Here is a 14,398-nt window from a genome sequence, read left to right on the forward strand (position 1 = left end):
CCGGGCGCGCGGGGCCGGGGCGCCCCGGGGCGGGCGGCGCGGGCGGGGCGCGCGCCCACCAGCGGGGCGGCGACTCCCACCGGCCCGCCCCCGGGCCCCCCCGGCAGCGGCGCCCAGTGCGCGCGGTGCACGTGCTGGACCGGGCACAGCGGATCGACGGTGGTGCGCAGCGCCTCGTGCCGGGCGGTCAGGGCGGCGAGCGCCGCGTGGACGTCGGCGAGGGAGGCCGACGGCGGGACGTGGCAGTGGTCGGCGAGCGGCGTCGGGTTCACCCGCCGCGCCGGGGGCACGGTGCGCTCGAACCAGTGCCACTCCTGGACCCAGGTCAGCGGCCCGCTGCGGGTGACGGTGCCGGCGCCGGTCGCGGTGCCGGCGGTGGCGGTCTCCGGACGGCGGTGCACGGCCGGCCCTCAGACCGCTCGGACCACGAGGGCGGCATTGTGGCCCCCGAAACCGAAGGAGTTGCTGAGCGCGATCCGCAGGCGCTCGTGGTGCTGCGCCCGGTGCGGCACGAAGTTGATCTCCGGGTCGATCGGCTCGTCGCAGTTGACGGTGGGCGGGACGTCGCCCGTGCGCAGGACCTGGATCGACGCCACCAGCTCGACGGCCCCGGCGGCACCGATCATGTGCCCGGTCATCGACTTGGTGGAGCTGACCGGGATCCGGGTGACCCGCTCGCCCAGCACCCGGCGCAGCACCGCCGTCTCGGTGGCGTCGTTCAGCAGCGTTCCGGTGCCGTGCGCGTTGACGTAGTCCACGTCCGCCCCGGTGATCCCCGCGTCGCGCAGCGCCGCCTCGACGGCGAGGCACGCGCCCCGCCCCTGCGGGTGGGGCGCGGTCCAGTGGTGGGCGTCCGAACTCGCCCCGTAGCCCGCGAGTTCGGCCAGCGCCGTGGCGCCCCGACGCTCGGCCGTCCCGGCGGCCTCCAGGACCAGAACGGCCGCTCCCTCGCTCATCACGAACCCGTCCCGGTGCGCGTCGAACGGCCGGCAGGCCGCCGTCGGGTCGTCGTTGCGCCGGGACAGCGCGCGGGCGTTGCCGCTGCCCGCGAGGTCGACGGCGGTGACACAGGCGTCCGCGCCGCCGGCCAGCACGACGTCGGCCTCGCCGGTGGCGATCATGCGCATCCCGGCGCCGACCGCGTCCGCGCCGCTGGCGCACGCCGTGCTCTGGGCCCGGCTCGGTCCCCAGGCCCCGATGCGCATGCTGATCTCCCCGGCGGCGCTGTCCATGGCGGTCGTGACCTGGGCGAACGGGCTGATCGCCCGCGGCCCCCGGGCGCGCAGGGTGTCGGCGGCCCGGTAGATCGACCCGACCGGGCCGTAGCCGCTGCCGATGACCACGGCGACCCTCGGCGCCAGGCCGTCGTCGACGACCAGCCCGGCGTGCCCGCACGCCTCCAGCGCCGCGGCCAGGGCGTACTGGGCGTACGGGTCGGTGCGACGGCGGACCGCCGGCGGCATGTAACGGTCGGGTACGAAGCCGCGGACCTGCCCGCCGATCCGGACGTCCAGACCGGTCACGTCGATCGCGTCCACGGCGGCGATGCCGCTGCGCCCGGCCAGCATCGCCGTCCAGGTCTCCCCGGCGCTGTGGCCGAGCGGGGTCACCGCCCCGTACCCGGTGACGACCACCCGGCGCCGGTACCGGCCGTACCCGGCGTCAACCCGCGCTCCGGTGCCGGTCATTGGGGCACCGCCCCGGCGTCGCGGACGGCCGGGAGGACGTCGTCGGGGGAGACCGGCACCAGGAGCACGGCGGTGCCGCCCCGGGCGCAGAACCGGCGTGCGGTGCGGAGTTCGGCGGTGAGCGCGGCCTTGTCGCGCAGCACCCGGCAGTGGACGTCCGGCCCGTCCACGGCGGGCGGCGGCGAGCCCGGGCGGGTGAAGGCATGGTGTTCGGCGTCGAGGCCGAGGCGGGCGCGCTGGGCGTCCAGCCAGCCGTAGCCGCCGTTGCACAGCACCACGTACAGCACGCCGCCGTGGCTGCGGGCGGTGGCGGCGATGTCCGCGCGGGCCGCGAGGAAGGCGCCGTCCCCGACGAACGCGGTGACCTCGTGGTCCGGGGCGGCCCGCTTGACCCCGATGGCCGCGGCCGCGCCGAAGCCCAGCGGGGTCTGCTCCGAGGGCACCACGGACCCGCCGCCGACCCGGAAGGGGAAGCCGTAGGACCACATGTCCTGCAGCCCGTTCTCCTGGACCAGCACGCGGGGCCCGTCGGCGGTGGCGTCGAGCGCGGCGAGCAGCTCGGCCACGCGGATTCCTGGCAGGGTCGCCGCCCGCGCCAACTCGGCCGCCGCGTCCAGCTCCAGGGCCTTGCGGGCGGCGGCGATGTCGTCCGCCCAGAGGCCGACGGCCTCCGCGCGCCCGACCCCGCCGTCCTGCTCCAGTGCCCGGGTCCAGCCGAGCACGGCATGCCGGGCGTCGCCGAGCACGCGCGGGCCCGGGAACTCCGCCGACAGCCCGGCCGGATCCAGATTGACCTGGACCACCGGGACCGGCGGCCACGGCTCCCCGCCCTCGACGACCGTCTCCTCCAGCCGGCCGGCGAGCGACACCACCAGGTCGCAGGAGGCCCACAACTCCCTTGCGGGGCGCCCGGCGTAGAGGCCCGCCACGCCGCAGAACAGCGGGTGGTGCTCGTCCACGGCGCCCCGGCCGGAGGCGGTGGTGAACAGCGCCGCGCCGAGGCGGTCGGCGAAGCGCTCGACCGCGCCGCCGCCGTTGCGGTGCCGCATCCCGCCGCCCACCAGCAGCACCGGACGCCGGCTCGCGCGCAGTGCCGCCAGGGCCGGGCCCGGCGCCGTCCGGGGGAGCGGCTCGGCGTCGAACAGCGGTTCCGGCAGGCTCGGCCGCGCTCCGGGGACGAGCACCTCGGCCGTGCGGACGTCGTCGGGTACCTCCAGGTACACCGGCCCGGCCGGCGGCCCCACGGCCCGGGTCAGGGCCGTCACCGTCGCGGGGACGACCCGGTCCGGGTGCCCCACCCGGTGCGCCCAGCGGACCAGCGGCGCCGTCACGGCGACCTGGTCGAGTTCCTGGAACCCGCCACTGCCCCGGCGGCGTTCGGGCGTGCCGGCGGCGAGCACCAGCACGGGCGCGCCGGACTCGCGCGCCTCCAGCAGCCCGGTGGCCGCGTGGGTGACGGCCGGGCCCTTGCCCAGCGCGCAGACCGCGAGCCGACCCGACTGCAGCGCGTACCCGGTGGCCATGTACATCGCGTTGCGCTGGTCGCGGCACGGGACGAGGTCCAGGCCGGCGGCGTCGAGGGCGCGCAGCAGCTCCAGGTCGTCGCCGGGCAGTCCGAAGCAGGTGTCCACCCCGTGCGCCACCAGCAGCTCGACGATCGCCGACCAGGCGTCCGGGTGCCGCCGGTCCACCCGGCTCACTCCCCGACCGCCGTGACGGGGGCCGCTGGGGCGGGGACGGCTTGAGTGGGGACGGCCGGGGCGGGGACGGCCGTCGGGAGGACCCGCGCCACGGCCTGCGACATCAGCAGCGGCTCGGCGCGCCGTTCGCCGCCGTAGGAGAGGTAGTTGGCGCGCAGCCCGAAGCCGCCGAACGGACGGTTGCCGTCCTCGGCGTCGAGCAGGGTGTGGTTGACGCAGGTGCGGTGACGCCTGGTCAGGACCTCCACCGTCGCCGGATCGTTCCCGTACACCATCGCGCCCAGTGCGCGCTCGCCGAAGTAGGGGCTCGCCAGCCGTTCGCGCAGCAGCCTCGCGCTGGGGTAGGCCACCACGTTGAACACCGGGGCGAACATCTCCTCCAGCGGGAGCTTGTCGTCGAAACCCCAGAGCAGCACGGTCGGTTCGACCTTGCGGGACGGCAGGTCGATGAGCCCGCCGTGCCGGATGCGGCGGGCGTGCCGCACCAGGTAGTCCGAGCAGTCGATCAGCGCCGAGTCGTAGAAGAGCGGGCCGTAGTCGGCGGCCGGGTCGCCGTTCGGACCGAAGCGCAGGGACGCGAGCTCGGCGGACAGCCGGTCGACGAACTCCTCGGTGCGGCCCTTCGGGGCGAACACGACGTCGGGACCGAAGCAGTCCTGGCCCGAATTGTAGAGCCGGATCCGCATGACGTCGTGCACGGCGAGTGCGAGATCGGCGTCGGGCGCGATCACGAAGGGGTTGATGCCGTGGCCGAAGAAGAGGAACAGCTGGTCCTCCGCCAGGCCTTCCCGAATGGTCTCGGCATTGGCGTAGTCACCGGTGAAGACGATCAGGTCGGCCTCCCGCACCGGTCCCGTCACGAACTTGCGCTGGCTGAGCCCGGAAAGGGTGATCGGCAGGCCGTGGACCGGTGCCAGCAGATCGTGCAGGCGCTGCATCTGGCCCCGGATTTCGGAGGACGGTCGGAAGGTTATTCTCTCGCTGTAGAGGGACGCCACCAGCATGTAGAGCGCATAGGAATAGAGCGGGATGTTGGAGGGCGTGAAGACCGCCGCCCGGGGCACGTGGCCGGGCCGGACGCGGCGGACCTCCTGCTCCGCGCCGTCGAGGGCGGCGAGGAAGGAGCGGATCTCGGTGGCGGCGGTGCGGTGGGGCGAGACCTCGGTGAGGATCCGCAGCACCGCGTCCTCGTGGTCGGCCACGTACCGGCGTACCGCGCGCAGCGCGTCGACCCGGTCGGGGAAGGGGATGCGGTAGTCGTCCGGGGTGGTGGGCGGGGCCGTGGTGTCGGCGGTCGTCCGGTGCGACGCGGGCAGCGAGGTCATGGCGATCTTCTCCAGAACGGCCCGGTCGGGCTTTCCCGTGTTGGTCAGCGGCAGCGAGGGAAGCACCACGACCTGGTCGGGCTGCTCGTAGCGGGCCAGCAGCGGACGCAACAGCCCTTTCCAGTGGGCGGGTTGGTGGCCGTCCGGGTCCTCGACCACGAACACCAGGCGGCAGCCCAGGCGGGCGTCGGGCACGGCGACGACCTCCGTCCGCGCCCCGGCCGCCCCGGCCCGCTCGGCGAGGTGGTCGGGGTAGAGCGTGTGCCCCTCCCGGTGCACGGCGTGCTTGCGCCCGATCGGGAAGACCCGGCCGGCGTCGTCGAGCAGCCCGATGTCCCCGGTGCGGTGCACCGCACCCGGGACCGGGACGATCTCGCCGTCCTCGCCGAGCAGACCCGTCATCAGGCCCGCGCTGCGGACCACGAGCTCGCCGAGCCGACCGCAGGGGAGCGGCTTGCCGTGGTCGTCGTGGACCTCGACGACCACCCCCGGCAGCGGGGTGCCGCAGCCGACCGGATCGGCGGGCGGCGCCAGCGCGACGTTCCCCAGCTCCGTCGCCCCGTAGCCGTCGAGCAGGTGCCGGCCCGTACGGGCGTGGAAGCGGGCCGCCAGGCTGCGGCCCAGCGGCGCGCCGCCCACGCACCAGGCCCGTACCGTCCCCAGCGCGCCCACCAGCGCGGGGCGGCGGTCGAGCAGGTTGAGCAGGCTGTAGTAGGTCGACGGGGCCGCGTCCACGACGGTGAGGCCGTGCTCCAGGCCGACCGCGAGCGCGTGGTCCAGACGGGTGCTCGGCCCGTAGACCACCAGCGTGCCCCCGCCCAGCCACCAGCAGAGCACCAGCGAGAGACCGTACTGGTGCGAGTACGGCAGCACGGGCAGGAAGACGTCGTCGGGCCGGTAGCCCATGCGGTCCGCGCTGAGCGCGAGGTTGTCCAGGATCGACCGGCCGGAGCGCACGATGCCCTTGGGGCTGCCCGTCGTGCCCGAGGACCACGAGATCGCGGCATCCCGCCGCCGGGCCCAGCCCGCGGGATCGGGCTCGGCCGCCGTCGCCGTCGCCGCACCGCTCCGCGGCGCCGCCGCCTCGACCGCGCCGTCGCCGAGGTCGAGCACCACCCGGGCCAGCTGCCGGATCCGGGCCCGCTGGGCGGGGGTGGCCCGGTGATCGGCCAGCACTACCGAGGCGTCGAGGTGGACGAGCGCGAGCAGCACGACGACCCATTCCGGCGAATTGGCCCCGCTCAGCATCACCCGCGAACCGGGCCGGACATTTCTGTGGGCGAGGAGTTCGGTGGCACCGAATACCCGGGCCAGGATTTCCTCGGTCTCCCAGATGCGCCCCTCGGGCGATATCAAACGCCTGGAAATGGGCAACTCGTGCTCCTCGGTACCAGGTGGTCGAAAGCGACTATCGCATACCCGGAGAACGGTGTCGAGGGCTACTCTGAAACCCGTGGCATGTACGGGGAATCTGAATACCCGAGTGACGAAAGGGATATGTGGAGATTCGATTCTCCAGCGTGGGAATGATTCCAGTCATTTCCCTTTTCCGGATTCTTCGCCACGCGTTCGACAGGGTTCCGACCCGGTCTCGGGTCTGGGGTCAGGGCCGGGCTGTCGGCGGGGACCGTCCACTCGGACGAGCGGCGCAAGTTCGGCGGGCAATAGGGCGCGCGTCGGCCGGGGTTGGCGTCGAGAGGGTCGGCGCCGAGCGGGGTGAGGGTGTGTCGCACGGTGCGTCCCCGCCGGGTGGTCGCCACCAGTCCGGCCGCACGCAGCGCCGCCGCGTGCGCCGAGGCCGCCAGGGGCCTGGTGCCCAGGCGCCCGACCAGCCGTGGGGGACGGGTCTTCCCCACTTCGGCCCCGGTCGCAGCCGGTTCTGCGGACTCCGGTTCGCGCGTGGCGCCCGGGGTGGGGGCGGACGGTGCCGCGGGCGTGGGGGTCGGCGGGTGGCCGGATCGCCGGGGTGCGGCGGCGGGAAAGTGACTTGATCGATCGTCACATTCAGTGAAAGCGTGGACGCGTTCTGTGGTGATCGCGTGGCCGTCGGTAGCCCTACGGCCACCGGACGTGAGGTGGCGGCTTGACGGAGCAGCAGCACTTGGCGAAGGTCTACGGCGACCGGGCCTACGTGCACACGACGACGGTGCGGCACCAGGGGAGCACGGTCGCGTTCGCGATGGACGACCAACGGCGCCTCGTCTACAGCGTCCTGGACCTGTCCCGGCACGACGAGGCGAAGGGCGAGGCCGACGCGGCCTACTGGTCGGAGGACCCGCTGACGCTGCGCTTCCCGGCCGAGGTGGCCCGGGTCGGCTACGCGGTGGCGGGCTCGGTGCGGATGCCGGTGGTCAAGCGCGGAGGCCGGGTGGAGGCGGACGCGGCGGAGCGGCTGGAGGAGCAGGAGCTGGACCGGTTCCTGTCCAGCACCGCCCGGCTCGGCGCCGCCGCCCCCTTCCACGTCGTCTCCGACGGCACCCACGTCTACGTGCTGCGCCAGTCGGTGCGGGCCGACCACCCGGACGCGGTGTTCCGGCTCGCCGACGGCACCGGCTCCTCCGGCGACCCCGCCCGCACGGACTACCTGGCCACGGAGGGCGGGCGCAAGGTCGCGGTGGTCGACGCGACCCTGCTGTGCGACCGCTTCGTGCTGGCCGGCGGCGAGTTGAAGCCGGTGCTGGAGGTCCGCTACCGCCGGAGCCGGCACAAGGGCCGCCCGGACTCCGCCAAGGACAGCCTCGGCACCCAGGACATGGAGGGGCGGCCGTTCGTCGAGCCGACCCAGGAGCTGTCCTTCGTCCGCAACCTCTCCGAGGGCCGCTTCGCCGCCCTGCTGGTACCCACCGCCGTGCACGGCCGGGAGCGCTGGCAGGTCTTCGCCCACAACGACGCCACCGGCCGGATCGACGCCTTCAGCGTCCAACGCAGCCGGGACGGCCTCTTCGACACCCGGGGCACCCAGGCCTGGACCAGCCCCGACCCGCGCCACCGGAACGCCGTCTACGAGAGCGCGCCCGGCACCTGCCCGTTCACCGGCCGTCCGCTGGTCCCCGCCGAGGACGGGGGCGGCCGGGCGGGGACGGCGCTGCGCTTCGACGGCGTCGACGACCTGGCCGAACTGCCGAGCAGCGCCCTCGACCTGGCCGACTCCGACTTCACCGTGGAGTTCTGGGCCCGGCGCACCGCCACCGGCGGCCGTGAGGACTTCCTGATCGGCCACGGCGCCTCCAGCGGCGTCCGGCTGCGCACCTTGCACATCGGCTTCCGCCCGGACGACACCTTCACCTTCGCCTTCTTCCACGACGACCTGGACATCCCGCAGCGCACCACCGACACCGACTGGCACCACTGGGCCTGCGTCTTCACCCGGGACACCCGCGAGCAGGTCGTCTACCGCGACGGCGTCGAAGTCGGCCGCCGCACCACGGACATGCCGTACGCCGGCCTCGGCGGCCTCACCCTGGGACGCGGTGCCCGCTCCTTCGGCCGCGGAGAGCTGGACGAGGTGCGGATCTGGCTCCGCCCGCGCGGCGGCGCGGAGATCGCCGCCGACCGCGGCCGCCGGCTGATCGGCAACGAACCCGGGCTGGCCGTCTACTACCGCTTCGACGAGGGCTCCGGCACCACCCTGCACGACCAGACCGACCACGCCCGGCACGCCGCGCTGAGCGGCGGCCCAGCCTGGGTCACCTCGGACGCCCCCGTCGGCGAGGACTCCGGGGTGAGCCGCAGCAGCTTCGCCTTCACCGGGCGCCGGGTGGTCTCCGGCCTGTCCGCGCTGCTGCACCACCAGCAGGAGGCCGCGCCCGCCGGCTACGACCAGGCGTCCAAGCCGGTCAAGCGCCAGGCCAGGGTGCTGCTCGCCTGCACCACCGGCGGGCCCGACCCGGTGACCGGCCGGGCCACCGACGAGGCCTACGTCGCCACCGTGGACCTCGGCGTGGGCCGGGACGGCCGGCTGGCCCAGGTGCCGGAGGAGCTGGCGCTGCCGGTGCTGGCCGCGCCGGAGTCCAGCGGGACGGTCGACGCGGCCGGGGAGGTGGACGCCCAGGTGGCGAAGCTGGCCCGGGACGTCGCCGCCACCGAGGCCGAGATCACCCGACTCCAGCTGGAGACCGCCGAGATCCCCGACGTCGAGCGCCAACGCGCCGAGGTGCGCGCCGAGTTGGAGAGCGACTACTCCTACTGGCGCTACCGGCTGCGCTTCAAGCTGCAGAAGGACGGCAAGGACCAGTACCTCGCGGTGCAGGGCGACCGCAAGGACAGCGTCGCCCCGCTGGTGCGCACCGCCGACCGGCAGGCCGCGTCCACGGTCTGGACCTTCGAGCCGACCGGCACCACGATCAACGGCTTCGCCTGCTGCTTCGTCAAGAACGTCAACTCCGGACTCGACATGAATGTCGACAACCGGCGGACCGGCAACGACATCCCCCTGATCCAGTACCGCCGGGAGGCCGACAACGCCGCCACCCACTTCGCGCTCGACGGCTGGAACGGCTACAGCCTGGTGGCCCGGCACAGCCACCAGCTGATCGCAGCCCGGGACAGCCAGGGCGACCGCATCGTCCAGTACGACTACGCGACGGCGAAGGACTCCGGCGAGGGCGTCCTCATCCTGGAGCGGATCGACAACTCGCTGAAGTCCAACCCCACCACCGACCGGCTCAGCCGGCAGATCTCCGAGCTCACCGAGCGCCTGGAGCTCCTCGGCACCAAGCAGGACCGGCTCGCCCAGCAGCGCCGCGCCCTGACCGCCCAGCAGGCCGCTCTCGCCGCCAAGCAGGAGGAACTGGGCCGACTCACCGGCGGCGTGCGCGGATCCGACGACATCGCCCTGCCGGTGCCGCAGCTCACCGTCGACCGCACCGGCCTGAGCGGCTCCGGCGCGCTGCTGGGCTTCGCCCGCGCCGCCGACCGCCCTTTCCTGCTGGACAGCGCCACCGGCAACGTCGTGCTCTACTTCCGGGGCTCCAACGGCCAGTTCTTCGCCGCCTACTACGACAGCCAGGTGCTGCGCTCCTCCCGGCAGCTGGCCGCCGGCGCGCGGACGGTCTCCTTCACGGCGCGGGACGCGGGCACCGACCTCACCGGGACCGGGATCACCGTTGAGGCCGGGGACGGCCCGACGCAGGTCACCCTCACCATCCGGCACGGCGGGCAGACCGAGAAGTGGTCGCACCTGCCCCGCCGGGCCGAGGACTTCGCCGCCGTGGTCAACGGCGCGGCCGAGCAGCCCGTCACGATCGGCTCGGTCCTGCGGATCGACGGCGACGTGGTGCAGTTCACCGAGGGCACCCTCGCCCCGCTGGCCGGCCCCGGCTTCGTGACCGTCGGCGGCCACGGCTTCCGCTTCGAGGGCAGCCACCCCGCCGGGTCGAAGTCGCTGCGCCTCGGCGCGGGTGCGGAGCCGGCCCTGCTGAAGCCCGGGATGAGCGTGCAGCGGGTGCGCTACGACCACCGCTGGTCCGAGTCCTCGCAGCCCGGCAGCACCCTCGCCGAGGGCTCCCGGCTGATCACCGTCGACCCCGGGGGCCTGGCCGAACTGCCCCTGGGCAGTGCGGACGGCCTGGCGCGCGGCCACGGCGGGCGCTGGCGGGCCGACATGCCGGGCCGGGCCTACGCCTTCGACGGCAAGGGCCGCTTCCTGGCCCTGCCCGCCGGGCAGCTGCCCCGGGCGGCGACCCCGGGCGACCTCACCCTGGAGACCTGGGTCAACCCGGAGCGGGTCGAGGGCCCGGTGCGGCTGCTGCACGCCAACGCCGGGGACACCCCGTACGGCCTCGGCCTGCTCGGCACCCAGGCGACCTCCGGACTGGTCTTCGACGGCACGGACGACGCCGCCGTGGTGCCCGACGCCTTCGGCTTCGGCGACGGCGACTTCACGGTGGAGTTCTGGGCCCAGCGCACCAAGGTCGACAGCCGGCCGCACATGGTGCTCGGGCACAGCGGTGCCGAGGGGCGCGCCAACGAGAGCCTGCACATCGGCTTCCGCAAGAACGGCTTCTTCACGTTCGCCTTCTACGGCGACGACCTGGACACCACCAAGCGGTTCTCCGACACCAAGTGGCACCACTGGGCCTGCGTGTTCCAGCGGGAGACCCGCCAGCAGGTGATCTACCTGGACGGGCAGGAGATCGCCCGGCGCACCGCCGACGCCCCGTACCGAGGGCAGGGCCGGCTCTCGCTGGGCACCGTGCTGTGCTGGCCCACCGAGTTCGCCGCCGTCCGGCTGGACGAGGTGCGGCTCTGGTCCAAGGCACGCGGCGGCGAGGAGCTGCGGGCCGGCCAGGGGCGGCGGCTGAGCGGCAATGAGGCGGGGCTGCTCGGCTACTGGACGTACTCGGCGCCCGAACCCGGTGCGCAGGCCGTCCTGACCGACCGCTCCGGGAACAACCGGCACGCCGAACTGCGCGGCATGCCGAAGCCCGTCCCGGCCCGCTCGCCGATCGCCGACGGCGGCCACCGGGTCGTCGGGTACGTCGGCGACCGCCGCGTGGTCAGCCGGGATGCCTTCCCGCTGCGCGAGTGGAGCCACCTCGCCCTGGCCTACCAGCAGTCCTGGGCGGTCGAGTTGACCGGCGACGCCTATCTCGACGTCCCGGACGACGACGCGCTGGACATCGCCGACGACCTGACGCTGGAGGTGTTCGCCCGCGTCGACCGCCTCGGCGAGACCCAGGGCCTGCTCTCCAAGGGCCGCACCGCCGACGGCGTCGGCGGCAGCGTGCCCTACCGGCTGGCCGTCCTCCCGGACGGGCGGCTGGAGTTCGCCTTCGAGGAGCCCGACGGCCGGGCCGTGCGCTTCACCTCCACCGAGGGCGTGAAGGCCGGGCAGTTCCACCGCATCGCCGTGGTCCGCAAGGGCGGCCGCTCGATGCAGGAGCAGAAGGGCACCAGGCAGATCACCGCGACCGGCGCCGACGGCAAGCCGGTGACCCAGAGCGTCGAGCTGGTGGAGTCGCTGGCCGTGCGCGAGTGGCAGGACATCCGCTTCCACCTGGACGGCCGGGAGATCGGTGCCGGCCGCTACGAGGGGGCCGGGCCGCGCGGCAACGACGCGCCGCTGGAGCTCGGCCGGGCCCGCGAGGGCGCCACCGTCCAGCAGCTGGCCGGGGTGCTCGCCGAGGTCCGGATCTGGGGCGCCGCCCGGGACGCCGCCCGGCTCGGCAGCGCCGTCACCGCCCGGGACCGCGGCCTGGTCGCGCACTGGCGCTTCGAGGAGAACGCGGGCAGCACGGCCGCCGACGCCACCGGCTCGCACCCGGCGCGGCTGCGCGGCGCCCGGTGGGTCCGCAACCCCGACCCGCGCGGGAGCGTCTTCCGGCTGCACCGCAACGGCGTCGCCGTGGCCTGCGACCCGGCCGACACCCAGGGCCTGCCCGACACCGCCGCCTTCGCCCCCGCCGGTGACGCGCAGCTGACCCTGGGCGCGGTGCTCAAGCGGGGCAAGCCCGTCGAGGCCTTCGAAGGCGTGCTGGAGGAGGTGCGGATCTGGCGCACCGCCCGCACCCACGAACAGCTGCTGGACAACCTGTTCACCCGGCTCAAGGGTGAGAAGGAGGACCTGGTCGCCTACTGGCCGTTCGACCGGGACTCCACCGAGGCGGGCACCGCCCAGGTCCGCGACGAGGGCCTGCGCGGCAACCACCTGGAGTTCGGCCCGGAGGCCACCCGCCCGCGCACCGTGCTCTCCACCGCCCCGGTCTCCAACGACGCCGCCCAGGTCCGCTCCGCCCTGGCCGGCCTGCGCAACGCGTTCCACCAGAGCGTCTCGGCCGCCCCGGCGGTCGCCGAGTACGCCGACATGCAGTACGGCTCGCGCGGTGAGGCCTTCGGCGTCCTCAAGCGCGCCTACAGCTACCTCCAGGACGGCCGCTGGCACCTGGTCACCGGCTACAAGGTCGGCGAGCTGGTCAGCGAGTGGGTCAGCCAGGTCCAGTTCGACCCCCAGCTGATCGGCTACGTCGAGGGCGCCCCGCCGATCCCCTCGGAGAACCTCACCGCGGGCCTGACCGACCCGGGCAGCGACACCTTCGAGGGCGCCTCCACGGTCAAGCTCACCGAGGCCGAACAGGTCGTCCGCTCGCTGTCCTCCGCCAAGGAGCGCAGCGTGGACGCCGCCTTCGGCTTCGCGCTCTCCAACGAGGTGGACGTCGACGTCTGGATGATCACCGCGCCGCTGGGATTCGGCATCGCCAAGTCCATCGCCAAGGGCGGGGTCTCGGCGAGCGTGCGGGGCAACCTGGAGTTCTCCAACAGCTGGGCCGAGGACACCTCCGTCTCCCAGGGCGAGAACACCGCCCGGACCACCAAGGTCTCGCTCACCGGCCACTGGGAGGACCCGGGCCGACTGCTCAACCCCACCGCCGGGCGCAGGTACGTGCCGGCCAACACCGGCTTCGCCGTCGTGCAGTCGCAGACCGCCGACGTCTTCGCGCTGCGCCTGGCGCACAGCGGCGCGCTGGTCGCCTACCGCATCCAGCCCAACCCCGACATCCCCAAGGACTGGAACGTCGTCCCGTTCCCGATCAACCCCCGCTACACCAAGCAGGGCACCCTGGACGGCACCGTCGGCTTCGACGAACGCGGCAAGGTCGCCGACCCCGACTACCGGGGCGGCCGGGAACGGGGCGAGTACAGCTACTTCAAGCCCCGCGAGGCGTACGCGCTCAAGCGCCGCATCCAGCGCGACCAGCAGCGCCTGCACAGCTACTACGACAGCGTCTCCACCGAGACCCACGCCCCCGACCCGCTCGCCCAGAAGGCCGGCCGGGTGCTCGGCGGCGCGATCGGCGCGGACGCCGCCCCGGCCCGCGGCCGGGAGAGCGCCGACAGCGCCACCGGGCAGGGCTTCTCCCGCCGGGACCTGGTCAACACCTACGTCTGGACGGCCGCCGGCGGCTTCTTCGCCGAGACCACCGAGACCACCGACGTGGTCAGTGAGACCACGGCCGGCTCGTACTCGCTCTCCGGCTCGGTCGGCACCTCCATCGGCACCTCCTTCCAGGTCGCGGGCATCGGCATCGGCGCCCAGCTCGACGCCTCCGTCGGCGGCGGGATGACCGCCACCCGGGCCCGCGGCAAGGAGGCCACCCGCTCCTTCGGACTGGAGGTGGAGGTCGCCCCCAGCAGCAACCTCCAGAGCTACGACACCGACCGCAACCCGGTCTTCGACCGGGACGGGAACCCCGTCAAGGTGCCCGGCAAGGTGGACGCCTACCGCTTCCTCAGCTTCTACCTCGGCGAGGACAGCGAGCACTTCGACAGCTTCTTCCACAAGGTCGTCGACCCGGTCTGGCTGGAGAACGGCAACGACCCCAACGCGGCGGCGCTGCGCCAGGCGCGCCAGGCGGACCGCAAGCCGCCGTGCTGGCGGGTGCTGCACCGGGTCACCTTCGTCAGCAGGGTCCTGCCCGACATCCCGCCGGCCGACGCGCCCCCGCTGGAGAAGGCGATGCGGCAGCTGGACGTGGAGAGCAACTACGAACTCGTCCGCCGCCTCGACCCCTACGTGAAGTCCGCCGCCACCGGCCTGCCCGAACTGGCCGAGGCCACCCGGGCGACGCTGGCCCGGGAGTTGCCGGAGCTGCTTCCGCACGCCGCCGACGTGATCGGCTTCCTCGCCCAGTACTACGGCGTGGACGCCTGAGCCCGGGCGGTCCCCCGGGACGGGACAGTCCCGTCC

The 14,398-nt window shown here is 74.2% G+C and carries 4 protein-coding genes and 1 pseudogene; 1 reads left to right on the plus strand and 4 read right to left on the minus strand.

Annotation, left to right across the window (positions count from 1 at the left end):
- The 4 genes and pseudogenes from ACFWXO_RS42115 to ACFWXO_RS42130 form a co-directional block, all read right to left on the minus strand.
- A pseudogene (locus tag ACFWXO_RS42115) lies at positions 1–401 on the minus strand (hypothetical protein); the annotation flags it as partial.
- Positions 402–410: 9 nt separating this feature from the next.
- Positions 411–1,688: a beta-ketoacyl-ACP synthase II gene (gene fabF / locus ACFWXO_RS42120; protein ID WP_380531719.1), complete on the minus strand. Its 1,278-nt coding sequence runs from the start codon at positions 1,686–1,688 to the stop codon at positions 411–413.
- Positions 1,685–3,379, minus strand: coding sequence for a thiamine pyrophosphate-binding protein (locus ACFWXO_RS42125; RefSeq protein WP_380531722.1), 1,695 nt, complete (start codon positions 3,377–3,379; stop codon positions 1,685–1,687). Before ACFWXO_RS42125 ends, fabF begins: the two co-directional genes overlap by 4 nt.
- 5 nt (positions 3,380–3,384) lie before the next feature.
- On the minus strand, positions 3,385–6,087 hold the full coding sequence (locus ACFWXO_RS42130; RefSeq protein WP_380531725.1) for an aldehyde dehydrogenase family protein: 2,703 nt from the start codon (positions 6,085–6,087) through the stop codon (positions 3,385–3,387).
- 709 nt (positions 6,088–6,796) lie between these two features.
- Here ACFWXO_RS42130 and ACFWXO_RS42135 point away from each other — a divergent pair.
- Positions 6,797–14,362 (plus strand): LamG-like jellyroll fold domain-containing protein, encoded by a 7,566-nt coding sequence (locus ACFWXO_RS42135; protein WP_380531728.1) that lies wholly within the window; start codon positions 6,797–6,799, stop codon positions 14,360–14,362.
- Positions 14,363–14,398 lie beyond the last annotated feature (36 nt).

The sequence above is a fragment of the Kitasatospora sp. NPDC059088 genome, from assembly GCF_042738155.1.
GTDB lineage: Bacteria > Actinomycetota > Actinomycetes > Streptomycetales > Streptomycetaceae > Kitasatospora.